The sequence below is a fragment of the Dethiosulfovibrio peptidovorans DSM 11002 genome, assembly GCF_000172975.1.
GTDB classification, from domain to species: domain Bacteria; phylum Synergistota; class Synergistia; order Synergistales; family Dethiosulfovibrionaceae; genus Dethiosulfovibrio; species Dethiosulfovibrio peptidovorans.
In genome coordinates this window covers 1,233,446-1,256,472 of sequence record NZ_ABTR02000001.1, presented here as the reverse complement: position 1 = coordinate 1,256,472, position 23,027 = coordinate 1,233,446, and the positions used below count along the sequence as shown (strand labels likewise).

Below are 23,027 nucleotides of genomic sequence, written 5' to 3'. Positions count from 1 at the left end.
AGATGTACAAGATAGATCTGAACAGTGATCTGGGCGAGAGCTTCGGCGCCTACACCATGGGAAAGGACGGCCAGGTCCTGGAAAGCGTCTCCTCCGCCAACGTGGCCTGCGGCTTTCACGCAGGAGACCCGTCGGTCATGGTCGAGACGGTGAAAATGGCCTCGTCCAGAGGCGTCGCCATAGGGGCCCATCCGGGCTACCCCGACCTGGTCGGGTTTGGACGGAGAAACCTGAAGTGTACCCCCGACCAGGTCTACGCCGACTGTCTCTACCAGATAGGGGCCCTTTCCGCAGCCTGTAGGGCTACGGGAACCTCGCTACAGCACGTCAAACCCCACGGAGCCATGTACAATACCGCGGCCAAGGACCTAGAGATGGCCAGGGCCATAGCCGGTGCCGTGAAGGACGGAGGGGATAACCTGATCCTCATGGGGCTGTCGGGATCGCTGTTCCAGAAGGCGGCGGAGGAAACGGGCGTTCCCTTCGCTTCGGAGGCCTTCGCGGATCGAGCCTACATGGCCGACGGGACCCTCGTCCCCAGGAGCATGGAGGGAGCGGTCATACACGACTCCGACGAAGCGGCGTCCAGGGTGGTCAGGATGATAAAAGAGGGCATCGTCACCACCCTGTCCGGAGAGGATATAGAGCTTCGCCCCCAGTCGATCTGTCTACACGGCGACACCGCCGAGGCGGTGGAGATGTCCAGAGAGCTCAGAAATACGCTGGAGGCGGAGGGAATAGAGATAGCCAATCTCAGGGAGGTGCTGAAACTATGAAAGCCACGGACTACGGCGGATCTACGCCCCAAGAGGTCAGGGAGATAATCAGAAGAGGGGAATGGACCAAGCCCACCCCGGGAATGTGCAAGGGAAGGGTTCAGGCCAATCTGATAGTCCTCCCCAAGGACTGGGCCTACGACTTCCTCGTCTTCGCCCAGAGAAACCCGACCCCCTGCCCCATACTGGACATCACCGAACCGGGCGACACCGAGGCCAGGATAATGGCCCCCGGCTCGGACATATCCAGGGATATTCCGAGATACGTGGTCTGGGAAAACGGCGTCAATATCGACGAGCCCACCGACGTAAGCTCCTACTGGCGAGACGACCTGGTCGGCTTCCTCCTAGGCTGCTCCTTCTCCTTCGAGAGCGCCCTCATGGAGGCGAATATTCCGATAAGGCACATCGAGGAAAACCGCAACGTTCCCATGTACATTACCTCCATGAAGTGCAGTCCGGCCGGTCGGCTGTCTGGGCCTATGGTGGTCAGCATGAGGCCCATCCCGGCGAGACAGGTTCCCAAGGCGGTTCTGTGCACAGGGCGCTTCCCGGGAGTACACGGAGCCCCGGTTCACGTAGGAGACCCTGAGGCGATAGGGATAAAGGACATTTCCAAACCCGACTTCGGCGACTCGGTCACGATCCGTCCCGGCGAGGTCCCGGTCTTCTGGGGATGCGGCGTGACGCCCCAGGCGGCGCTGATGGCCAGCAAACCTCCCTTCGCGATAACCCACGCCCCGGGACACATGATGATACTGGACCCCAAGGATGCCGATCTGGCGGTGTTTTGATCTCTCGAAAACGCTCCCAAAGAGGGACCTCCTTTGCGAGGTCCCTCTTTTTTGTCAAAAAAAGATAAAGAGTATCATTTTGATAATACAAAATTTCAAATACATCGAAATAGATTATCTTGCTTGATATCCTCAGCAAATAAACCTATACTGAAAGATAGTTTCAATTCTACCGGGAAGGGAATGGTGCCATGATGGGGTTTAACGAACTCATATCCGCCTTGTCCAACTGGCTTTGGGGATGGCCCATGCGGATACTCCTGTTCGGAGGGGGCGTCTGGCTGACGGTCTCCCTCGGCTTCTTTCAGTTCAAGTACTGCGGCAGGATACTGAGGGAGACTTTCGGAAAGATCTTCTCCTCCAAAAGGGACGGAGAGGGAACTATATCGCCGTTTCAGGCCACTACTGCGGCCCTGGCCTCGACGGTCGGAGCGGCCAACATAATAGGGGTATCGGTGGCAGTGGCCTTCGGTGGCCCGGGGGCGATCTTTTGGATGTGGGTAGTAGCGGCCATAGGCTGTGCATCCAAATTCTCCGAGATAGCCCTGGGAGTCCATTACAGGGAGAAAAACGCCAGAGGAGAGTTCGTCGGAGGTCCTATGTACTACCTGAAGAAAGGCGTCGGAGGAAGGATCGGCAGATGGCTCAGCCTGACATTCTCCTTCTGTCTGATGCTGGAGATCATACCGTCCATAGCCACCCAGTCCCTTTCGGTGGTTCGATCGGTTAACGAGTTGGGAGTATCAAGCATAGCAGCCGGGACGGTACTGGCCGTGCTGGTGGGACTGGTCGTCTTCGGAGGGATCACCAGGATAGGGAAGGTGGCCGAGATCATGGTGCCAGCCATGGCCGTATGCTTTATAATCGGCGCCCTGATGGTGCTGGCGGTCAACCTGTCCGAGATACCCGAGGCCCTGTCGCTGATATTCCGTTCGGCCTTCACCCCTACCGCCTCGATAGGCGGATTCGGCGGTGCCGGGATAATAGCGACGCTGCGATGGGGAATAGCCAGAGGGACCTACTCCAACGAGGCCGGAATGGGAACCGCTCCGATAGCCCACAGCACCGCCGTGACCGACCATCCCTGTAGACAGGCCTGCTGGGGCATATTCGAGATCGTGGCCGACACTATGATAATATGCACCGTAACGGGACTGGCCATAATAGTGTCCGGAGCCTGGACCGCCTTGCCGGCGAAGGACGCGGCCACCATGCCTCTCTATGCGTTCTCCTCCGTCTTCGGCGACAAAATAGGCTCGACGGCCATATCCATATCCCTGACCCTTTTCGTAATATCGACCATAATAACCCTGGTGTACTACGGAGAAAAACAGGCCGAATTCCTATTCGGTTATCGATTCAGCCTCTTTATGAGGACCGTCTACGTCGCCGCCATCTTTTGGGGAGCCCTGGGAGGGCTGTCGTCCCTCTTCTACGTTCTGGACATACTGCTGGCCATGGTGATAATTCCCAACATGATCGGCCTTCTGACCCTCACTCCGGAGATCAAAAAACTCAAAAACGACTACTTCTCCGGCTCCATGAGATGGAGAGAAGGGGAGTTCTCCTAACCCAAGATCCCACTTGATGGAGATCCACGACATAACCAAGCAAACGGTCACGGCTATACCGCCATGACCGTTTGCCAATTTCTGGGGAGACAGTCGGCAATCCGCTTCGTGTGCGACCCCGTCCTTTCCGTCTCGTCTATCGATTCGCCAGCCTCACGGCACACTCTAAGAGCACGTCGACCCCGTCGGCTATCTGATCGAAATCGCTGTCCTCCTGGGGGCAGTGGCTCTTGCCCCCTATAGACGGCACGAATATCATCGCGGAGGGAACTATGTGGGACATGATCTGGGCATCGTGTCCCGCTCCGCTCCACAGATGAGTGGAAGAGAGCCCTCTTTCGTCCGCCACCGACTGGATCATCGAGACCAGCTCTTCGTCGAAGGAGACGGGGGCGACGTCGGCCTCCCGGGAATATCGGACCTCGAGGCCGAAACGTTCTGCCAGTTCGTCCATGGTCCCCTCCGCCTCCTCCTTCATAGAGGCGAACTTCTCCCTGTCGGGATGGCGAAGGTCCAGGGTGAAGCCGGTCTCCCCTGGTATCACGTTTATTATGTGGGGATCGACGGAGATCCTGCCTATGGTGGCACATCCGCCCATGCTTTCGGCAAGCTCGGTCATCTTCACGTGAAGGTGGGATACCGCCAGCAGAGAGTCGTTCCTCATTCCCATAGGGGTCGTCCCTGCGTGGTTGGCCTGGCCGACGTAGCGCCCCTGCCACCATGCGATCCCCTGGACTCCGTCGACCACGCCGAGAGGAACTCCCTTCATGTCCAGATAGGGCCCCTGCTCCACGTGGATCTCGAGATAAGCCGACGGCCTTACCCGGTCGGAACCTCTATATCCTATCCTCTCGAGCTCCTCTCCCACCGAGACGCCGTCGTCGTCCACGTGGGAATACATATCCTCGACCGAGACCTCCTCGGCCAAGACGAGACTGCCCATCATGTCCGGAGCGAACCTGGCCCCCTCCTCGTTGGTGAAGGCCGCCACAGCCAGGGATCGACGGTGAGAGATCCCCCTCTCCGCCACGGTCCTAAGCACCTCCAGACCTCCGAGAACGCCGACGCAGCCGTCGAATTTTCCGGCATGTCGGACCGTGTCTATGTGGGAACCCAACATGACCGGATCCCCCGGCTCATCCCCGGGAAGGATGCCGAAGATATTTCCAATGGAATCGACCTTGACCTCCAACCCCGAGGCCTCCAGCCAGGAGACCAGCAGGTCCCGGCCCGCCTTATCCCCGTCGTCCAGGGCCAGCCTGGTCCTGAAACCCGAATCGTCCAGACCGACTCGACCTAGAGTCTCTATGGAATCCCTCAGCCTCGCCCTGTTCACGGCACGGTCTTTCATCTCGTTACCCCCTGTCAGGAAGATATAAACACCTTCAGGGGATATTGTACTTTAAAAATGTCCCTCCATCTCGCCTTTCATACCGTAGAAAAACCGAGAACAGTTCTCCGGAGGGGATGTGAAAAGACTGACCACCACGAAGGTCACGGAAGAAATCGCCAATCCCCACAGGGCCGGCCACTGTCCCATGGGTTTCAAGCCGGCCAGACTGAGCCCGGCTACCACGGCCCCTCCTATCACCAGGCTCGAAAGAGCGCCCCAGGCGGTGCCCCTGCGCCAGAAAAAGGCCCCCAACACGGCTGGAAGCTGCATCAGCAGGCCTCCCGAGGCCATGGCGGAGAGCACCACTATGAGGTCGAAACGGAACTGGGCGAAGAGGAAACAGGCCACAGCCACGACCGGTATCATCAGCCTTCCGACATGAAGCTCTCCCTCCTCCGACATCCCGGGGCTAAGAGGGCGAGCTACGTCCCGTCCGAACATGGAGCTCAGGGTCAGCACCACCGAGTTCAGGGTGGACACCGCCGCCGCCATTATGCTGACAGTAACGACCAGTCCCAGAGCCACCGGAACCTGGGACAACAGCACCGGCATGGCCCTGTCGGCGTTCTCCAGCCCCGGATTTATTATGGCGACGGAGAACCCCAAAAGTCCGCATATGAGGGTATATATCAGACCGAAACCGGAAAATCCGAGGATCATGTTCCTGAGGCTTCGGGGATTCTCCGGCGTGTAGAGCCTCTGGACGACCTGGGGATTGGTCACTGCGAAGAACGCCCAGGGCAGGGTAAGCCCCAGATACATAGGCAGGGACCAGTTGACCTTGAGCAGATCCGGATTCTCCGACACGGCCAGGACAAAGCCGTCCGGAAAGAAGCGTATGACGACGAAGGCAGTCAAAAGGAGGCTGGCCACGAACATAACCAACGCCTGAAGGCTGTCGGTCCAAGCTACTGACCTCATCCCGGCCAGGCAGAAGGTCACTGCTATCAGGGCCGCCGCCCCGGAACCGGCCACGAAGGGAATGGCGCCGCCAGACAAAGTCTCCAGCAAATACCCCACCCCCATGAGCTGAACCGAGGCATAGGGTATAAGCATGACCAGACAGAGACAGGCCGCGGCAAAACCGACCTTCCTGCTACCATAACGGAACGACAGAAGCTCGGTAGGGCTTACCAGGTCGAAGGCCCGTCCCGCCGCCCAGTATCTGGGGGCGAAGAGGACCAGCAACAACACGGTGAAGATCAGATAGGTGAACTCGAAACCCAGAGCCGCCACACCGGTCCTGTAGGTGAGCCCCACTAGGCCGACCATCATGAAGGCGCTGTAGGTGGTGGCGCTGTAGGTCAGGGCCGATACGAAACCACCTACCGCTCGATTCGCCAGAAAATAATCGGAAAGGCCGCTTCCGCTTCTTCGACGGGCCTGCCAGGAGACCAGAGAACCCAGAAGAAACCAGAGGGCTATCCCGGAAGACAGCATGACTCCCGACATGGCTAGGGTCTCCTCTCGGTTCCCCAGGAACCGGTATAGATAGCCCCGGAGAGGACGACCGCCAGGGTCAACACGAGCCAAACGGAGAAAGCCCCTCTCAAAGACCCGCTTTCCCTCAAAACACCGAAGGGAAGGGCCACGTCCAGCACTGTAACGACAGCCATCCACATCAACCAAAGCCTTTCTTTTTTTCTCATATGACCAACACTTCCTTCTGGGTAATCGAATCGTTCGAAAAGCTAGAAGCTCACGAGAAACCCGGCGTTCCTCAGTCCCTCCTCGATATCCTGTAGTACCTTCTCGCTCGGGGCCTCCACAGTGTGAAGGTGGAACCCGTCGGACAAAGAGAGCAGTGGATGGCGACCGGTGGTCTCCATCAAGGTCAGAAATCGGTCCACGTCCTCCTGGGACCCTACGTCCACGTTGCCCCTTAGCTCGCCGTATATGGGATGATCTATGAAGACGTCCAGGACCCTTCCTCCTATGGAGACGACCAATGAAAGCTCGCGGTATATCTGATCGACCTGATGACAGACGGCGAAACTCCTTCTGAAAGAGGGAGGACGACGCTCCTCTCTATACCCTCGGGACGTTGCCACTATCGGAAGCCCCTCCTCCCTAAGGGTGGCTATGTCCTGCACTATGGCCTGACGGCTTACCCCCAAGCGCTCCGCCAGCTCCACTCCGCTGATCGGCCCCTCCGAACCTCTTAGGATACCGGCCAAGGCGTCGAGACGGTCTCTTCTGTCTCCCATGGGGACACCTCCTCGATCAGATTATAGCAGCTAGTAGCAGACATACAAGAAACAGAGCGATAGGCAGAATAAAAAAATAAGTCTCCATTTAGAAACTTATTTCCATGCGTATATTTCAAACCCAAAATAAGCTATTCCTTATAGAGAGCACTCGTTACGGCTTTCTCAAGGTCGTCAAAAGTACCGATGGACATCTCTAAAAACTCGCGTCCGAGTTTCCTCGTAGAGATGCCCTCAAGACACCTCTATCCGCCGGGAGGCCAAGCTCCCGTTCTTCAAGGTCCACACTGTCGGGAAGAAACGGGAGACGAAGTCGGGATCGTGGCTTACCGCCAACACGGCTCCCCTCTGACGCTCCAGCCAGTTCTCGAAAATAATCATCCATCGGCTGTCGAAGTCTCTGGTGGGCTCGTCCAGCAGCAACATATCAAGGTCCTTGACAGCCAGGGACGCCACGGCCACCATCCGTCGTTCCGCCGAGTTCAGGTCTAGAGGGTGTCTCTTCTCCATACCGGAGAGACCGGTGTCGGACAGAGCCCTCTCGAGGCAAGCCTCTTTTTCCGACATCGACAGCTGTTCCTTCCTCAGTGAAAACAGGACCTCCTCCGCCACGGTAGAGTGAAAGATCTGCCTCTCCGCGTCCTGAAAAAGAAAACCGACCCTGGAGGCCCTGAGCTCGGGATCCATGGATCCCACGTCCAGACCGTCCAGCTCGATAGATCCCGAATCGGGGGAGATCAATCCGGAGCAGAGTCTCATCAAAGTCGACTTTCCCGCCCCGTTGGGCCCTACCAAGGCGATCCTCTCCCCTTCTCGTACCACCCCGTCTATAGAATCGAAAACGGAGGGTTTTTCGGGCCGCCAGGAAAACCCAAGATCCCGGAACTCAAGCAGAGATCTTCCTCCGGAGACGCCTCCCTGGACCGCCCCCTCGAGACGAGGACGAACGTGATCCCCTGCGTCTAAAACCAGCGATCCGCCCTCCAGAAAGCCTTTCTGATCGCAAAACTCCTTAAAGGGCTCTCCGTCCCGTTCCAGAAGCACCACGGAGCAGCCGCTTTCCCCGGACCATTCCCTGAGCCCTGCAGCTATCACAGGTACGTCGGCGGAGGCTATCCTGGAAAAGGCCTCGTCCAGGATCAACAGCCTGGGAGACATGGCCAGAGAGGAGGCAAAGGCAGTCTTCTGGGCCTCTCCGCCGGACAGTTCGATCGGATTTCTATCCCTAAGATGGGATATGCCGAGCAAATCCATAGCCCTCTTCACCCTGAGCTCAACCTTTTCGGGGGAAATCGACAGATTCCCCGGACCGAAAGAGATCTCGTCCCAGACGGAGTAGCAACACCCCGACATGGAAAGCCCCGGTATCTGCTGCACCCATTGGACCTTGTCGGACAGATGGAGACATCCTAAAGGACGGATATCCTTACCCGTTACTGAGACAGTCCCCTCCAGGTACCCCCCTCTATGTTCCGGAATCGCCCCGGATAGGGCGGCGGCCAGGCTGGACTTGCCGCTTCCGTTGCCCCCCTCCACCAAGAGCCATTCTCCCGGAAATAGCGTAAGCTCAGGAACCTCCAATACGGGTTCTCCATTTTTGGAAGAGCGCAGGACCAACCGGTCCACGGACAAGACGGGGTCTTCTTCCGTCAAACTATCCTCCGGTAATTTCAAGGATTCTTCTTCACCTTTTTTCTTGGAACTTCCGGGGAAAAAACCGAATCCCTTCATGTCCAACGCGGCGCTCCTTGCCGGAAGATCGTTCAACAACCCCAACACCAGGGGAAACACCAGAGCGGACAGAGACGAGAACCGCTCCCTAATTGACCCCTTTACCCTGACGCCTCTTGCGAGCTGGGCCTCTCGAATCTCCCCTATCCTGACCTTGATCTGTTCGGCCAGCAGCAGAGGACTCGCCATCAGATAGGCGATCCCATCGGGAGCCGGCCCGTTCAAAAGGGCCTTCACGATCCTTCTCGGAGGAAAGTACTCCAGAAGAAGCTGTGACATGGACACCACCGACAGGATACGAAGCCACAGCCCCATCGCCCATAGAGGCCTGGCTCCGACGGCTTCCGATCCTACGAGTCTGGCGAAAAAGCCGCCGTGTATAAGCCAGAAGCCAAGGGCAAGAGGTACCATAAGGTAGACCAGAGATATCAGACGATGCCTGGCCCTGGGCCATAAGATCAGGGAACAGGACGATAGGCAGGCCATGACAGCCACAAAGGGAAAGGCCGGAAGCGCCATGGAGCTTCCGACCCACAAAGACCAAAATAGAAAGTACACCAAGGGAGATCAGACCGCCTCGCCCGCAAGCGGGAAGAGGGAACGTATCCGCTCGGGAAGGCGTTTCACCAACATCCAGCCGATGAGACAGCTGACCACCTTGTCCACCAGGTTGCTCCCTATAACTGTGATCGCGACGGACTTCAACAGATTCTGTCCGACGGCGTTCATATAGGCCACGAAGAAATCCGCTCCGGAACCTGTAACTCCTCCGAACAGATAGGTCCTTATGGGGGTTGCCACGATCGTGACGAAGATCGTCATCACGACGCCGGAGACTACGACCATGGGCAGGGACCTGAACATCCCCCTGCGAGCCGTGAATCCGGCCACCAAGCCTATCACCATGGCTACGGGGGCGAAGGCCGCCGCTATGGGGCCGGTGAGAAGCCCCCATATTAGGTTGGTGAAAAGACCGGTAGCCATACCTACCCAGGGCCCCATGAGAAGGGCCGCCAATATGGTCCCTATTGAGTCCAGGAAGATGGGAAGCTTCAGGCTGGATGCGATCTGCCCCAACCCCATGTTTATCGCTATGCAGAGAGCCATGAGAACCAGAGTCTTGTTTTTCATACCACTACCCCTTTTCATAAAGTCGATAACCTCCAACGGAGGAGGCCCGACCGAAATTATAGGGGAGTCCCAACAAAAAGAAAAGAGCTCTATTCTTTCTTGTTATTCTTGTAGAATTAGAGACCGACCGAGAACCTGTGGTCCCTCAGCCACCCCGTCATGGCGGAAAAGGCGGGGCCTCCTCCGTTTCTACGGTGGGTGATAATCCGGAACCATCTACTCGGAGTCAAAGACGTGTCCACCAGGGCCAGATCTCCCCGGGCCACCTCCCTCTCCACCGCGAACCGGGAGAGACAGCTTATGCCCATACCGGCCTCGACGGCCCTCTTTATGGCCTCGGTGTGGCCTATCCTGACGGTTCGGGACAATGACACCCCCTCCCGGTCCAGCGCCGCCATTATGGTGCTCAAGGTGCCGGAACCGTCCTCCCTCAAAATCCAGCACTCCTTCGACAGCCGAATCGGCGAGACAAGGCTCTCCCTGGCTAGAGGATCCTGAGGCGAACAGAATATCGACAGATCGTCCCTTATCCAGTCCTCGGATCTCAGGTGCTCTCCTCTAAGCTCCCCCTCCACCAGCCCTATATCGGCACAGCCCTTCGATATCTCCTCCTCTATCTCCATGGTGTTACCGACCTTCAGGATCAAAGAGATCCTGGGATATTCGTCCATGAAGGCCTTCATGTGAAAGGGGAAAAGGTAGTTGGCTATGGTGGTGCTACAGGCCACCGTGAGATCTCCGGACGGCTCGTCTCCGGAGCGCCCCACAGAGGTGAAATCCCGTACAGAGCCCAGGACGTCTTCCGCCAGAGGAAGCAGGAGCCTGCCTCTGTCGTTCAAAACCAAGCCCCGTCCGATCCTTCCGAAAAGCGGCCCATCCAGAAGCCTCTCCAGCTCCTTCAGAGCCATACTGGCCGCGGACTGGGACAACCCCAGCCTTCCCGCGGCGGAGGTCAAATTGCCCGATCTGGCTACCTCGGCGAATATCTCTATCTGTCTTATGGTGACGTCTCTATCGATCGACATAATTGATGAAACATATCATATCCATGAGTTGGATGCAACGATCCTCCGAATGTAATATACGGGTGCCGCTAAAAACGCCGGTTCTCCGAGAGGGCTTTGACGCCGGTCTTTAGAGGCAAAGACTTGGACGAAACGGAGAGATGCGAAAATGGGAAACATAACGAGAGGCCCCTTTCCCTGGCTGGTCCTGGCCTTCATGCTGAGCGCTGCGACCTCTTCACCGGCGACAGGGCTGTGCATAGGGGCGCTGCTGGGGCTTACCGTGGGGAACCCCGCCAGGGCCTACACGTCCAGAGCGGGGAAATATCTGCTTCAGGGTTCGGTGGTCCTTCTAGGCTTCGGTCTTCAGATAGGGGTCGTCCTCAAGGTCGGCTCCGAGTCGCTGGGCATAACGGCGGTAAGCATAGGATGCACCTTGGCCTTGGGATGGGCTCTCGGCAAGGCCCTTAAAGTGGATAGAGATCTGTCCACCCTCCTCAGCGGAGGCACAGCCATATGCGGAGGAAGCGCCATAGCCGCCATAGCTCCGGCCATCGGGGCGTCCGGAGCGGACACGGCAGTGGCCATGGCGGTGGTATTCCTCCTCAACGGGGTCGCCCTGGTGATCTTCCCCCCGATAGGACACTTTTTCGGCCTCACCCAGGATCAGTTCGGACTCTGGGCTGCCCTGGCAATACACGACACCAGCAGCGTGGTCGGAGCCGGAGCCGCCTACGGGATGGCCGCCCTAGCCCTGGCCACCACGGTTAAGTTGACCAGGGCCCTGTGGATAGTGCCGGTATCCTTCGCAGCCGCAAGGCTTCACAGGAGGAACTCGAAGGCCAGGATACAGTGGTTTCTCGTCGGATTTCTCGCCGCCGCCTTGATACGTACCCTCCTGCCCCAGGCCGATCCGGCCTGGACTACTCTGGCCTCCGTCGGTAAGAGGCTCATGACCGCCACTCTGTTCCTGGTGGGAGCGGGGCTGACCCTGGAGGATCTGAGAAAGGCGGGAGGAAGGCCCCTTATCTGCGCCCTGTCCCTATGGATGCTCGTCGCCTCCATATCGCTGGGACTGATAAAGTCCGGCCTGGTGGATCTGTCCATATAGAAAAGCGCCCGTCCGATCGGACGGGCGCTTTTCTATATGGCGGCTATCGGGAGACTATGGCCCTTTCGCCCTCCCTCACCTTGAAACGGGCGATCCTGGCAGTCAGGTCATCTCCCTGGAGGTCCAACTCCTTCGCCATCTCGGCGACAGAGTGGGCGGCCTTCCTGGCCTCTCCGGCCGACTCGGTCATCTCCCTGACGGACTCGGCTATCTTCGTGGTCCCCATGGTTATCTGGTCCATGGCGGAGGCCATCTCCTGACTGGAGGCCGCCTGTTCCTGCGATATGGCCGCCACGCTGTCTATGGCCTCCACGACCGTGGAGATCTTTCCCAGAGCGTCCTTCAGGTCCGCCCCGGCCTCCTTGCCCCTCGCCACTATGTCGGTGATGACCTTGCCGGTCTCCTCCGTCACGGCTATGGATTGTCTGGAGTTGGCCTCAAGACCCTCCATAAGCTTGGCTACCTCTCCCGCGGCGGAATTGGACTCCTCCGCCAGCTTGCGGACCTCCTCAGCCACGACCGCGAATCCCCTTCCGGCTTCGCCCGCCCGGGCCGCCTCTATCGCGGCGTTCAGGGCCAGAAGGTTCGTCTGATCGGCTATGGCCGTTATGGTCTCGACAAATCCGGCGATGTCCCTGACGGCCGCCCCAAGTTCCTCCATGGCCTCTACGCTCTCGGCCGATTGTCTCTCCACGTCCGAGAGATCACGGACCACCGCCTCCACCTTGTCCACCGAGGACCTGGCTGTCTCGCCAGCCTCCCGTCCCGCAGTGGCTCCGTCCGCCGCGGACTTCGCCATGGTCTGGGCTCCGCTGGCGACCTCCTCTATCCCAGCGGTGGTCTCCTCTATGGAGGCGCTGTTCGATTCGGAGAGCTCGGAGGTCTGAGCCAGCCCGGTCTCAACCGTCTCCACCGACGAGTTGGTCCTGCCGGACAGTTCCAGAAGCTCCTTCGATATACGGGACACCGCCTTGGCCGCCATGTCGATCTGGGCCACCGATTCGGCCTGGGAGGCCACCATGGCGGAGAGGCCGTCCACGACGGTTCCGATCTCGTCCTCGGAGTCGACTCCGAAGTCCTCCCTGGTCATGGTGAGGTCGCCCTCTTGAGCTCTAGCGGCCATCTCCGAGATTTTTCTGAGGGGACGAACGATTCTTCCCGCCACCAGCCATACGGCTCCGACCACCAAGACGAGCCCCGCCGCCGCTATCACCAACGTAAAATAGAGCATCCGATCGGAGGCCTCCATGACCTCGCCCTTCTCTATGACGGCCCCGAAGCTCCAGGGCGTTCCGGTATCTCCTACGATCACCGGGGCGAATGCCTTATAGACCATGTCGTTCAATGAGACAGACCATGCCTCGTCGAACCAGCTATCGCCGGAAGCGATTTTTTTCAGAAAGTATGCTCCCCTATCCCCTACCGTCTCGCCTATGGGCTTTCCTATCCTGTCGTGATCCGGATGGGCCACTACGACCCCCTTGGCGGACATAAGCCGCCCGAAGCCGGTATCGTAGAGTTTGGCCTCGTCGTTGATACCGTTCAAAGAGTCTACAGAAATATCTACTCCGACCGCTCCTACCTTGGTCCCGTCTATCTCTATAGGAACTACGAGACTGGTCAAGGTCACGGTTCGGTCTCCCGTGTCGTACTGGAAGGGTTCCAAAATGGTCTCCCTTCCTCTCTCCATCGGCACCAGGTAGAAATCTCCCTCTCCGGGGGTATCGTATCCCTCAAGAGGGACCAGCTTCACCTCGCCTCCGTCCTTAAACCAGTAGGGAATGAAGCGGCCGGTCTCGTCGTGTCCCTCTATGTAGGCGTAGGCGTAATCCTGGCCGTCGAATGCGTCCGGCTCCCAGCAGGTCCATAGTCCGAAGAAATCGGGATTGGCCTTCAGGGTCTCGGAGAGGATGCTGTTAACCATCTCCCGGTTGCCCTCGTCGGTGCGAACCAGCCCCTCCAACACGTGCCCCAGAGTCCGAGCCACCTCCAGCCCCGAGTCCAACCGGAGTTTCATCTGATTGGCGAACTCGGTCGAACGGCTCATGGCCAGATCCCTGGCCTGCTCCATACTTTCCCTGCGATTCATGTAGGAGATGGTCCCGATCATTCCGGCGAACACCACGAGCACCACCGTCAGTACCATCGCCACTATCTTGAGCTGTAGACTCCGCTTGAACCCCACTCGCAACACCTCTTCCAATCTATTAAGACTTCCTAATAAGGATCGAACCTTTACCATATGGTAACACATCGAGGTCTCTTCAGAACCGTGGAACGGAGATAAGCCCGCTTCTTTATATATTAGAGCCACAAAAAGTAAAGGAATGTCAAGAGGATCAAGGGGAAAAACGTGTATAATACCCGGGACATTAAGATAAGAGGAGGGTTCTGCGATGAAGGACAGGACCGAGTTTTTAGGAAAAGAGCCGGTCGGGAGACTCCTGACCAAGCTGTCCATACCCGCCATGACGGGAATGCTGGTGATGGCGTCCTATAACGTGGTGGACACCATATTCGTGGGAAGAGGGGTAGGCCCTTTGGGCCTGGGAGCCATCGCTTCGGCCTTTCCGATACAGTTCATAGTCCACGCCCTGGCCATGATGGTCGGGGTCGGAGCCGCATCGTTGGTCTCCCGCTCCCTCGGAGCCGGAGACAGCGAACGAGCGGAGGTCGCCCTGGGGAACGCCTTCTTCATGGCACTGGTGGCGGGGCTCTTCGTCTCCGCTGCAGGAAGACTTTCTATGCCGACCCTGGTGGCCTTGACCGGCGCTCCGTCGGAGCTGGCTCCGTTGATTCGAGACTACCTGGGGGCCATATTTCTTGGGTCCTCCCTGCTGGTCTGTGGGATGACGATGAACTGCGTGATAAGGTCCGAGGGCAGCGCCAAGGTCGCCATGATGTCACTGATCCTCTCGGCGGTCACGAACATCGCTCTGGACCCCATATTCATCTTCGTATTGAAAATGGGGGTGACGGGAGCTGCCGTCGCCACGGTCATAGCTCAGGGAGTGACCTTCTTATGGGCCGTAGCCCACTATCTGGTTCCCGGCAGAAGCTCTGTAAGGCTGCACATCTCCAATTTGAGACCTCGATGGTCCATACTGAAAGAGATCATGACAGTCGGGGGGTCCGAGTTCGCCAGGCTATCTGCCCAGTCTGTAGCGGGAGTTCTCATTCTCAACCGCCTCAGCTTCTACGGAGGCACCGACGCCATGGCTGCTCAGGGCATCGTTCAGAAAATGCTGAGCCTGAGCATAATGCCCATCTTCGGCATAGCCCAGGGCCTTCAGCCCATAGTCGGGTACGCCTACGGAGCGGGAGACAACATGAGGGCCAAGAAAGCTGTGGAACTGGCTCTGATATCGGCTTCGATAATATCCCTAGGCACCTCGGCCCTGCTTCTGACGGTACCGGGACCTCTGGTGAGGGTGTTCACCGACTCTCCCGCCCTGATAGACACCACTAAAAGCTTCATCAGGGTGGCTATATCGATGTACTTCGTCGTGGGCTTTCAGATAATAGGGACAGCCACCTTTCAGTCGCTGGGCTTCTCCAGACCGTCCATGGTGCTGTCCCTGAGTCGACAGGTTCTCCTCCTGATCCCCCTTGCCCTGATACTGCCTCCCTATCTGGGGTTGTTGGGCGTATTCCTGGTTTACCCTACCGCCGACATAGCCTCCGCATCGTTGACCATGTGGCTTTTGGCCAGGTACAGAAAAAGATTGATCCCCTCGCAGGTGAATTGACGCGTATTTTGAACATGCGCTTGTTCGTTAATTATAAGGAGGGTTTAAATTGAACGCCACGGAAAAAACGCTGCAAACCAGAACGTCGTTGCGCCGTTATGCGGATCGTCCGATCTCCGAGGAGGAACGCCTCTCCATATTATCGGCGGCTATGGCGGCTCCAACGGCGGGAAACATGATGCTCTACTCCATAATCGAGATAACCGATCAAGCAGTCAAGGAAAGTCTGGTCGAGACCTGCGACGGTCAGTCCTTCATAGCCAAGGCCCCTCTGGTGCTGCTTTTTCTGGCCGATCAGCAGAGATGGCACGATTTCTTCGTCCACGGAGGGGTGCCGAAAATGTGCGACGAACACGGACTGACCTGGCGGGAGCCCGAGGAATCGGACCTGATGCTCGGCTGCTGCGACGCCCTGATAGCCGCACAGAACTCGGTAATAGCGGCCGAAAGCCTGGGTATAGGATCGTGCTATATAGGCGATATCATGGAAAACTACGAGAGACACAGGGACATCTTCGAGCTTCCCAGATGGACCTTTCCGATCGCTCTGGTATGTTACGGTCACTATCCCGACGGAGAACGGCCTCCACGAAGAGGGCGACTTCCGATGGAGATCGTCGTCCACAGAGACGTCTATCGAAAGGCGGACGAAAAAGTCTTCGATATCATGGAAGACCACAGACGACTGTGGTCCATAACGAAGATCGGCGCCCCTGCGGAAAACGGAGCGCAGAAAATGTACCTTCGAAAAAACGGCGCCCCCTTCTCCTTCGAGATGTCGAGATCGGTAAAGGCGGCCATCTCCCGGTGGCTCGGAGAGGAACCGAAGGACCATGATTGACAGCCTGATTATTAGAAGACGGAGCGTCAGAAAATACAGCCCCGACCCCGTTTCCGAGGAAATCCTCGAGACCTGTCTGGACGCGGCCCGAATGGCTCCCAGCGCCTGCAACTCCCAGCCCTGGTTTTTCCACGTATGTCGATCGGAGAAGGCTAAAAATGCGGTTGCAGACGCCATGAACTCGGGGATATACGGCAGGGGGTTGAACCGTTTCGTCCAGGAAGCCCCGGTCATAGTGGCGGTGGAGACGCTGAAGCGGGAAAAGACCGCCCCGTGGCTCGCCGGAATGGTCCGGAACGTAAGGTACGAGACCATGGACGTAGCCATAGCGGTGGACCACCTGACCCTCAAGGCAGCGGAGCTGGGACTCGGAACCTGCTGGATAGGCTGGTTCAACGAAATGGCGGTCAGAGCGGCCCTCGGGCTTCCGAAGACCTCGCGGCTGGACGTCATGTTGACCGTCGGATGGCCCGACGACAGGCCGAGGCCGAAAAAGAGGAAAGACCGGGAAAATATCCGTCGCTATCTGTGAGAGGAGGGCTCCCATGCTGACCACCCCCAAGGCGGAAAGGCTGACCCTGGTGATCTACGGACTTAGAAACAGCGGCAAATCTTCCCTGACCAACAACCTGCTTCGCACCTCGGCATCCATAGTGTCGGACCGGCCGGGCACCACCACCGATCCTGTGATCCACGCCATGGAGATGGGGCCTCTGGGCCCGGTTTCGGTGGTCGACACCGCCGGATTCGACGACTTCGACGACGAGCTCGGATCCATGAGGGTCGAGAGAAGCGAGCGCAAACTGGAGACGGCGGACATAGTCCTGTTCGTAACCAGGGGAGACATTCCCCCTACGGCGAAAGAGGAGACCGCGGTCGAGAAATTGAGACGTCGGAACCTGCCCTGTCTGACGGTGCTTACCTTCGCCGACTCCGGCGTATGCGACGAAAAGCGGCATTTCGCATCTGGCTTCAGGAGGATAGCCGTGGACAACCGATCGGGATTCGGACTGGAGGACCTGGACAGGGCTCTCCAACGCTTTTCCGACCATGTAGAGAGGGAGATAACCCCGTTGGAGGGTCTGGTACAGGCGGGAGAGACCGTGCTGCTGGTCACCCCTATAGACGAATCCGCTCCGAAGGCCAGAATGATACTGCCTCAGGTGGAGACGATAAGGGATATTCTGGACAAGGACTGCACCATGGCGATCTGCACGGAGAGGAGACTGAACGATTGCTACTTGGGACTCAAGCACCGCCCCGCACTGGTTGTGACGGACAGTCAGGCATTCGCCGAGGTCGGATCCACCCTTCCGAGCGACCAACTGCTCACGTCGTTCTCAATAATTTTCGCCAGAAAAAAGGGAGACCTGGGTTTCTTCGTGGAGGGACTGGCCAGACTGGACGAGATACCTTCGGGAGGCAGGATCCTGGTGCTGGAGGCCTGCAGACATCACAGGATGAACGACGACATAGGGACAGTGAAGATACCGAAACTGTTCAGAAAGAAGGTCCGCCCCGACGTATACTTCGAGCTAAAGCAGGACATCCCCTCCCCTCGGGAGCTTAGCGGTTACGATTTCGTGATCAACTGCGCCGGCTGTATGGTCACCAGAAGAGACATGATGAGGCGGATATCGTTGCTGAAGGAGGCCAACGTACCGGGGACGAACTACGGCCTGTTCCTCGCCTGGGGCAACGGACTCCTCCCGAGAGCCCTCGAACCCTTCCCGGTGGAGCACGCTCTCTACAGAGGCGCGTCGTGCTGAGAAGAGCGAGCGGAACGCCCCTGATCGATCAGGCCGACCTCGTCAGGAAGAACCGATACGGCGACGGAGTGTGGATCCGCGGGCTGCTGGAGTTCACCAACCGATGCCGCCAGAACTGCCTCTACTGCGGCCTTCGAAGGGACAACCGCCGGGTTCGTCGGTACAGCCTGGACGAGGAGGAGATCTTAGCCTCGGTGGATCTGGGATACCAGACCGGGATAAGGACCTTCGTGCTTCAGGGAGGAGAGGACCCGGCATGGTCGGCCTCGAGGCTCTGCCGCACCGTGGAGGTCATAAAAGGACGGGCTCCGGAGGCGGCTGTAACGCTGAGCTGCGGCATCATGGAGAGAGAGGACTATCGAGCCCTCGCCTCCGCCGGAACGGACCGCTATCTTCTGCGGTTCGAGACCTGCGACGGCGAGCTCCACAGACGGCTCAGGGACGGGGTTTCCCTCTCGGAACGCCTAAAGGCCCTGATCGACCTGAGGGAGGCCGGTATCGAGCTGGGCTCGGGCTTCATGGTGGGACTGCCCGGCGAGACCGAGAAGATAAGCCAGGGGAATCTGGCCCTGTGCAGGGACCTCGACCTGGACATGGTGGGAATAGGGCCCTTCATAGCCAACCCAGAGACCCCCTTGGCCCACTGTCCGTCCGGATCCATGGAGGAGACGGTCAGGCTCACCGCCATGCTCAGGCTGATGCTGCCCGACGCCAACATACCGGCCACAACCGCCGCCGGTTCTCTGTCTCCCGGGGGACGAGAGGCCATGCTTGCCGCCGGGGCTAACGTCCTCATGCCCAACATAACTCCGCCTCGCTATCGAGATCACTACAGGCTCTATCCGGGCAAGACCGCCCTGAAACTGGACCATCTGCCGGAGCTTGACTCCATATCCGAGACGTTGATAAAGGCGGGAAGGCGGATGGACATGGGCAAAGGGGACTCGATATCGTGGAAGAGGAGGGTGGAGTCGATCTAGACCGACTCCACCCTCCTCTTCACCGGCTTACCTGCCCGGCCCGAAGGCGGGGACGACCCCTCCTCCGTAGTTTTCGAGTATGAAATCCCGTACCTTGTCGCTCTGGAGAGCCTCCACCAGTGCCTTCACGTCCTCTCTGTCCGAGTCGCCGGCCCTTACTGCCACTATATTGGCATAGGGAGAATCGGCTCCCTCCAGCAAGAGAGCGTCCTCGGTAGGCTTAAGACCAGCCTCCATGGCGTAGTTTCCGTTTATGACCGCCCCGTCCACGTCGGGAAGAACCCGAGGGAGCTGAGCCGATTCGATGGGACGAAAACGGAGATTCTTGGGGTTATCCTCCACGTCGAACTCGGTGGCCTCCAGCCCGGCGGAATCGGAGAGGGAGATCAATCCCTCGGACTGAAGCAGAAGCAGAGCGCGGCCTCCATTGACGCTGTCGCTGGGGATAGCTATGACGGCCCCGTCGGGAAGGTCGTTTAGAGAGCCATGCTTTCCCGAGTAGAGACCAAGGGGCTCCACGTGTATAGATCCGGCGGAGACTAGGTCCAGGCGGTGATCCCTGGCGAAACCCTCTAGATAGGGCAGATGCTGGAAGAAATTGGCGTCCAACGATCCTTCGTCCAAGGCCATGTTGGGCCTGACGTAATCGGTGAACTCAACTATTTTCAGATCCACGCCCTTTTCGGCGAGATCTCCCCTCACCAGCTCCAGAAGCTCCGAGTGCGGTAGCGGAGTAGCCCCTACTACCAAGGTCCCTGCAACGGCCGGACCGGACAGAATCAGCCCGGCTATCAGGACCGAAGCCGCCAAAAACGCGATTCTCTTCATGGTGAAAACGCCTCCTCAAGGATATTTTACGGTCCATGAAAAAAGGCCTTCCCGATGGGAAGGCCTTTTAAAGGACCGTCGCTCCTCATCGATGTCAGCAGGACCACCTTGCCATAAAGCAGGTTGGTGCGGGATCTGCGAGCTGACTCTCTCCCCCGACTCTGGATAAACAGCTTATTTCGTTGTTGGCTGAAACGATACCACGGTTACCCTTATACGACAAGGGGGAACTAAAAGACTCAAGGTTCGAAATATTCGTCGCCACTAGAGTCGATGACGGTCTATAAGGGCCTCCTGTCGTCCCGCCAGTTCGATGAGGGTTCGGTTTTCCCTGCCGAGCCCCGCCACTCCGTCCAGGAGGGACGTCACTGAATCCTCCAGCTCTCCCGCTCTCAGAGCAGCCTTGGCGGCCATCTCGGAGAGACTGGACAGCATGGCGGAGACCTCGCCGTTGTGTCTCGTCTGGTTCTCCGACCGTTCCAGCACTCCTGCGGCCTTCTCGCTTACGTCCACCGCCTCCGCCTCTATGGCCTCCAACGCCAGATAGAGATTCTCCGACCTGCTTTGGTTCGCCTTAACCGCCTCGTCGCCCTCGGAGGCTATCCCTCCCAACTCCGTGACGTCGGAGACGACCGAATCGGAAAGAGCTCTTATCCTGGCCACAGCGGCTCGACTCTCCTCGGAGAGATCTCTGACCTCACGGGCGACCACGGCGAAGCCTCTGCCGGACTCTCCGGCCCGGGCCGCCTCTATGGCCGCGTTCAGTGCCAGCAGGTTGGTCTGCTCCGCTATGTTCCCTATGGTGGTGACGAAGGACTCTATGCCGGAGGCTCCCTCTCTCAGCCTCCCCGCCACGGACGACACGGAGGCGAAATCCTCGGCCAGGGAGGCCATGCCTCCGCCGTTTTGGCGGGCCAGCTCCGTGGCCTTTCGAACCTCTCCCAGAGTCCTGTCCGAGCTTCTCTTTGCCTCCTCCACCAAAGAAGCTACATGGTGAGCTCCCTCGGTGACAGAGGCAGCCCCTTCCTCGGCGGCCTTGACCGCCTCGATGCTCTCGTTCATGGCCTCGGTCAATATAGAGCTGGCCTCCTGCAACCCGGCAGAGACGTTCTCTATTCTGCCCGCCACCTGTCCCAGCCCGGAAGAGCTGGACAGGATGCTGCCGTTTCCGTCCCTCAGAGTCTGGAGCACCGTCCTCTGAAAGTCCACCAGACCGTCCATGGCCATGCCGACCCGGGCCAGCTCGTCCCGTCCGGCCATGGCGCAACAGACGGTGAGATCCCCTCCTATGGCCGCCTCGGCCACGGAAGTGAGCCTGGCGATGCGACTCATAAAGCTTCGACAGAACAGCCACATGACCAGAGACACCAGGACGAACGCTATGGCCACCAGAGCCGTCTGACCTCTCTCGATTCTCCTGAGAGGAGCCAGCAGAGAGGCCTCGTCCGAGGCCAGAGAGAGAAAGAGTCCCTTGGGAAGAGGGAAGGTGAGCACTCTGTAGCGGCTGTCTGCGAGGTCCACGGTCCTGACCGGGACCTCGTCCAAACTTCCCTCCTCGATCGCGTCGAATACCGCCGCCATGGACTCTCTTTCGCCGTCGTCAAGGTTGTCCGCCAAGACCCCTCCGTCCGGCGCCGTCAGTATAACCACCCCATCGGAGGAGAGAGAGACTATCTCCGAGACGAAGGAGGACACGGGAATATCCGCTCCCATCACCCCCAGCAGCCGCCCCTCCTGGTACAGAGAGTAGACCGGCAGAGACAGTGTCATTACCGGTTCCTCCGATCTGGGGGAGATCCAGGGGGACGAGAGCACCATGGCTCCCTCTTCCTCGGCTCTCCTATACCACCCCTCCGCCCTGGGATCGTAATCGTCCTCCTCGGGGAACCACATGTTCCCGTCCATGAAACGACCGCTGGGAAGGGCCAGGTAGATGTCGGAAAGCCCCATGGGAAGAGAGGTCTCAGTCAGGTTTCTCATGTAGTTCCCGGCGGTTCCGGGAAGAAGCCCTAAGTCCTCTATCATGAAGGACAGGTTTCTGCTCCCGGTGGTCAGGACGTTCTCCATGGACCTCAGCCAGTTGGCCACCGCCGCGGCGGAGCTCCTGCTCTCCCTGTTCTGCCCTCCGTCCAGAAGGTCCGATACGGTCGCCCTGGCCCCTCTTGAGGAGAGCAGAGACAGACCGGCCATGGCGACGCATATGGCTATCACCAGAAAGACCAGCCTTTTTCTCAGGGACATATCGGAAAACCTACCCTTCGGAGGTGCGTCGTTTGGCCATGTGCTTCAGAGATGCGGCGATCGAACTCCCTGCAGATGGCGTCGAGATAGTCCTCCGGCAAAGGCCCTGATATCACTGCGACAAAATCGTCGCCTCCCACGTGCCCCACCATGGCCCGGCATCCCAGCTCTATAAGCCCCTCCTGAAGAACCGAGGCCGTGAGCTTTATCAGCTCGTCCCCCTCGACGAATCCGTAGGTATCGTTGTACTCCTTGAAGCGATCCAGGTCGGCGTAGATCAGAGAGAAGGCCCCTCCCCCCTGCTGGGCGCAGGATATCCAGCGCTGTATGTCCTGGTTCCCGGGAAGGCCGCTCAAAGGATTGCAGGTCAGGGCCTGACGGACCTCTATCTCGGCGGAACGGGCTATCACCTGCTTCATTGTGACCGTACCGAGATAGCCGCCTCTGGCGTCCACCACTGCCACGGGATCGTAGATATCCTCGGGACACCTCTCCATGGCCAGCCGGGACAGAAGACGGACCGAACAACTATGACTCACCGACAGAAAGTTCCTCTTCGCCACCTCCTCTATAGGCCGGCTCTGGAAGAGATGGAAACCGTAGGCCCCACCCATCTTGGCGGCAAAGTCGTTTCTAGTTATCAGTCCCACCGGTTTCGCCCCGTCCAGGACCACCACGTGGTCGAACTCGGGGGAACGCCCCTGGAAAGGGCCTCGTAGCCCCATATTTTGGCACCGAAAAAATCCACCACAGGCTGAAACACCGTCTTCACCCCGTTTCGACGGAGAAATTCCTCCAAAGCGCAAGACAGAAATATCTCCAATATAGTCGCTCCCGACACCGATACCACCTCCATTCAAAGGTTACAGGACCAGGATTTCGGGGATGTAACGACAAGATG

At 58.5% G+C, this 23,027-nt stretch carries 21 protein-coding genes and 1 riboswitch; of the genes, 9 read left to right on the top strand and 12 right to left on the bottom strand.

Annotated elements, in window-relative coordinates:
- Window positions 1-2: 2 nt before the first annotated feature.
- The 3 genes from DPEP_RS06050 (at window position 3) to DPEP_RS06040 (ending at window position 3,141) form a co-directional block, all read left to right on the top strand.
- Complete coding sequence (locus DPEP_RS06050) at window positions 3-776, top strand: LamB/YcsF family protein (RefSeq protein ID WP_005660492.1); 774 nt, start codon at window positions 3-5, stop codon at window positions 774-776.
- Window positions 773-1,570, top strand: a complete 798-nt coding sequence (locus tag DPEP_RS06045; RefSeq protein WP_005660489.1) for a putative hydro-lyase — start codon at window positions 773-775, stop codon at window positions 1,568-1,570. Before DPEP_RS06050 ends, DPEP_RS06045 begins: the two co-directional genes overlap by 4 nt.
- 191 nt (window positions 1,571-1,761) lie before the next feature.
- Window positions 1,762-3,141 carry an alanine/glycine:cation symporter family protein gene (locus tag DPEP_RS06040; protein ID WP_050771304.1) on the top strand — a complete coding sequence of 460 codons (1,380 nt, stop codon included), beginning with the start codon at window positions 1,762-1,764 and terminating at the stop codon, window positions 3,139-3,141.
- A gap of 136 nt (window positions 3,142-3,277) precedes the next feature.
- Here DPEP_RS06040 and DPEP_RS06035 read toward each other — a convergent pair whose 3' ends face one another.
- The 7 genes from DPEP_RS06035 to DPEP_RS06005 form a co-directional block, all read right to left on the bottom strand.
- Entirely contained in the window at window positions 3,278-4,492 is a 1,215-nt protein-coding gene (locus tag DPEP_RS06035; protein WP_005660484.1) for a Zn-dependent hydrolase, read from the bottom strand.
- Between the two features lie 51 nt (window positions 4,493-4,543).
- A complete protein-coding gene (locus DPEP_RS06030) occupies window positions 4,544-5,986 on the bottom strand; it encodes a sodium:solute symporter family protein (RefSeq protein ID WP_005660483.1) in 1,443 nt (480 codons plus the stop codon).
- Between the two features lie 2 nt (window positions 5,987-5,988).
- The gene (locus DPEP_RS06025) at window positions 5,989-6,183 is read right to left on the bottom strand and encodes a hypothetical protein (protein WP_005660481.1); all 195 of its coding nucleotides are present in this window, start codon (window positions 6,181-6,183) and stop codon (window positions 5,989-5,991) included.
- A gap of 42 nt (window positions 6,184-6,225) precedes the next feature.
- Window positions 6,226-6,741 carry a transcription repressor NadR gene (locus DPEP_RS06020; protein ID WP_005660479.1) on the bottom strand — a complete coding sequence of 172 codons (516 nt, stop codon included), beginning with the start codon at window positions 6,739-6,741 and terminating at the stop codon, window positions 6,226-6,228.
- 234 nt (window positions 6,742-6,975) lie between these two features.
- Window positions 6,976-9,030 (bottom strand): ATP-binding cassette domain-containing protein, encoded by a 2,055-nt coding sequence (locus DPEP_RS12795; RefSeq protein ID WP_156775080.1) that lies wholly within the window; start codon window positions 9,028-9,030, stop codon window positions 6,976-6,978.
- A 9-nt stretch (window positions 9,031-9,039) separates the two neighbouring features.
- Entirely contained in the window at window positions 9,040-9,603 is a 564-nt protein-coding gene (locus DPEP_RS06010) for an ECF transporter S component (protein WP_198003046.1), read from the bottom strand.
- A 116-nt stretch (window positions 9,604-9,719) separates the two neighbouring features.
- Window positions 9,720-10,628 carry a LysR substrate-binding domain-containing protein gene (locus DPEP_RS06005; protein WP_005660474.1) on the bottom strand — a complete coding sequence of 303 codons (909 nt, stop codon included), beginning with the start codon at window positions 10,626-10,628 and terminating at the stop codon, window positions 9,720-9,722.
- A gap of 148 nt (window positions 10,629-10,776) precedes the next feature.
- On the opposite strand from DPEP_RS06005, the gene DPEP_RS06000 reads away from it, so the two are divergent.
- On the top strand, window positions 10,777-11,718 hold the full coding sequence (locus DPEP_RS06000; RefSeq protein WP_005660472.1) for a YeiH family protein: 942 nt from the start codon (window positions 10,777-10,779) through the stop codon (window positions 11,716-11,718).
- Window positions 11,719-11,761: 43 nt separating this feature from the next.
- Here the strand turns inward: DPEP_RS06000 and DPEP_RS05995 are convergent, their stop codons facing one another.
- Window positions 11,762-13,903 (bottom strand): methyl-accepting chemotaxis protein, encoded by a 2,142-nt coding sequence (locus tag DPEP_RS05995; protein WP_040382441.1) that lies wholly within the window; start codon window positions 13,901-13,903, stop codon window positions 11,762-11,764.
- 211 nt (window positions 13,904-14,114) lie between these two features.
- On the opposite strand from DPEP_RS05995, the gene DPEP_RS05990 reads away from it, so the two are divergent.
- From DPEP_RS05990 to hydE, 5 genes are read left to right on the top strand one after another with little or no spacing between them, the layout of a single operon-like run.
- On the top strand, window positions 14,115-15,467 hold the full coding sequence (locus tag DPEP_RS05990; protein ID WP_005660469.1) for an MATE family efflux transporter: 1,353 nt from the start codon (window positions 14,115-14,117) through the stop codon (window positions 15,465-15,467).
- A 49-nt stretch (window positions 15,468-15,516) separates the two neighbouring features.
- Window positions 15,517-16,308 carry a nitroreductase family protein gene (locus DPEP_RS05985; protein WP_005660467.1) on the top strand — a complete coding sequence of 264 codons (792 nt, stop codon included), beginning with the start codon at window positions 15,517-15,519 and terminating at the stop codon, window positions 16,306-16,308.
- Window positions 16,301-16,840, top strand: coding sequence for a nitroreductase family protein (locus DPEP_RS05980; RefSeq protein ID WP_005660465.1), 540 nt, complete (start codon window positions 16,301-16,303; stop codon window positions 16,838-16,840). The genes DPEP_RS05985 and DPEP_RS05980 overlap by 8 nt, the downstream gene beginning before the upstream one ends.
- A gap of 13 nt (window positions 16,841-16,853) precedes the next feature.
- A complete protein-coding gene (gene hydF, locus DPEP_RS05975) occupies window positions 16,854-18,077 on the top strand; it encodes a [FeFe] hydrogenase H-cluster maturation GTPase HydF (protein WP_005660464.1) in 1,224 nt (407 codons plus the stop codon).
- Window positions 18,071-19,057: a [FeFe] hydrogenase H-cluster radical SAM maturase HydE gene (hydE, locus tag DPEP_RS05970; RefSeq protein ID WP_005660462.1), complete on the top strand. Its 987-nt coding sequence runs from the start codon at window positions 18,071-18,073 to the stop codon at window positions 19,055-19,057. The genes hydF and hydE overlap by 7 nt, the downstream gene beginning before the upstream one ends.
- 27 nt (window positions 19,058-19,084) lie before the next feature.
- Here hydE and DPEP_RS05965 read toward each other — a convergent pair whose 3' ends face one another.
- The 4 genes from DPEP_RS05965 to DPEP_RS13260 form a co-directional block, all read right to left on the bottom strand.
- Window positions 19,085-19,885 carry a MetQ/NlpA family ABC transporter substrate-binding protein gene (locus DPEP_RS05965; RefSeq protein ID WP_005660459.1) on the bottom strand — a complete coding sequence of 267 codons (801 nt, stop codon included), beginning with the start codon at window positions 19,883-19,885 and terminating at the stop codon, window positions 19,085-19,087.
- Window positions 19,886-19,967: 82 nt separating this feature from the next.
- A riboswitch (SAM riboswitch) is annotated at window positions 19,968-20,057 on the bottom strand.
- A gap of 92 nt (window positions 20,058-20,149) precedes the next feature.
- Window positions 20,150-22,126 carry a methyl-accepting chemotaxis protein gene (locus DPEP_RS05960; RefSeq protein WP_005660458.1) on the bottom strand — a complete coding sequence of 659 codons (1,977 nt, stop codon included), beginning with the start codon at window positions 22,124-22,126 and terminating at the stop codon, window positions 20,150-20,152.
- On the bottom strand, window positions 22,117-22,776 hold the full coding sequence (locus tag DPEP_RS05955) for a GGDEF domain-containing protein (protein WP_050771303.1): 660 nt from the start codon (window positions 22,774-22,776) through the stop codon (window positions 22,117-22,119). Before DPEP_RS05955 ends, DPEP_RS05960 begins: the two co-directional genes overlap by 10 nt.
- Window positions 22,767-22,967 carry a hypothetical protein gene (locus DPEP_RS13260; RefSeq protein ID WP_005660455.1) on the bottom strand — a complete coding sequence of 67 codons (201 nt, stop codon included), beginning with the start codon at window positions 22,965-22,967 and terminating at the stop codon, window positions 22,767-22,769. The genes DPEP_RS05955 and DPEP_RS13260 overlap by 10 nt, the downstream gene beginning before the upstream one ends.
- Window positions 22,968-23,027 lie beyond the last annotated feature (60 nt).

What these genes read in the sequence shown, in the direction of transcription:
- DPEP_RS06035 (WP_005660484.1), bottom strand. Translation starts at nt 4,492, where the DNA reads ATGAAAGACCGTGCCGTGAACAGGGCGAGGCTGAGGGATTCCATAGAG.
- DPEP_RS05980 (WP_005660465.1), top strand. Translation starts at nt 16,301, where the DNA reads ATGATTGACAGCCTGATTATTAGAAGACGGAGCGTCAGAAAATACAGC.
- DPEP_RS06025 (WP_005660481.1), bottom strand. Translation starts at nt 6,183, where the DNA reads ATGAGAAAAAAAGAAAGGCTTTGGTTGATGTGGATGGCTGTCGTTACA.
- DPEP_RS06040 (WP_050771304.1), top strand. Translation starts at nt 1,762, where the DNA reads ATGATGGGGTTTAACGAACTCATATCCGCCTTGTCCAACTGGCTTTGG.
- DPEP_RS06010 (WP_198003046.1), bottom strand. Translation starts at nt 9,603, where the DNA reads ATGAAAAACAAGACTCTGGTTCTCATGGCTCTCTGCATAGCGATAAAC.
- DPEP_RS06045 (WP_005660489.1), top strand. Translation starts at nt 773, where the DNA reads ATGAAAGCCACGGACTACGGCGGATCTACGCCCCAAGAGGTCAGGGAG.
- DPEP_RS06030 (WP_005660483.1), bottom strand. Translation starts at nt 5,986, where the DNA reads ATGTCGGGAGTCATGCTGTCTTCCGGGATAGCCCTCTGGTTTCTTCTG.
- DPEP_RS06005 (WP_005660474.1), bottom strand. Translation starts at nt 10,628, where the DNA reads ATGTCGATCGATAGAGACGTCACCATAAGACAGATAGAGATATTCGCC.
- hydF (WP_005660464.1), top strand. Translation starts at nt 16,854, where the DNA reads ATGCTGACCACCCCCAAGGCGGAAAGGCTGACCCTGGTGATCTACGGA.
- DPEP_RS06020 (WP_005660479.1), bottom strand. Translation starts at nt 6,741, where the DNA reads ATGGGAGACAGAAGAGACCGTCTCGACGCCTTGGCCGGTATCCTAAGA.
- DPEP_RS05990 (WP_005660469.1), top strand. Translation starts at nt 14,115, where the DNA reads ATGAAGGACAGGACCGAGTTTTTAGGAAAAGAGCCGGTCGGGAGACTC.
- DPEP_RS05965 (WP_005660459.1), bottom strand. Translation starts at nt 19,885, where the DNA reads ATGAAGAGAATCGCGTTTTTGGCGGCTTCGGTCCTGATAGCCGGGCTG.
- DPEP_RS05960 (WP_005660458.1), bottom strand. Translation starts at nt 22,126, where the DNA reads ATGTCCCTGAGAAAAAGGCTGGTCTTTCTGGTGATAGCCATATGCGTC.
- DPEP_RS06050 (WP_005660492.1), top strand. Translation starts at nt 3, where the DNA reads ATGTACAAGATAGATCTGAACAGTGATCTGGGCGAGAGCTTCGGCGCC.
- DPEP_RS06000 (WP_005660472.1), top strand. Translation starts at nt 10,777, where the DNA reads ATGGGAAACATAACGAGAGGCCCCTTTCCCTGGCTGGTCCTGGCCTTC.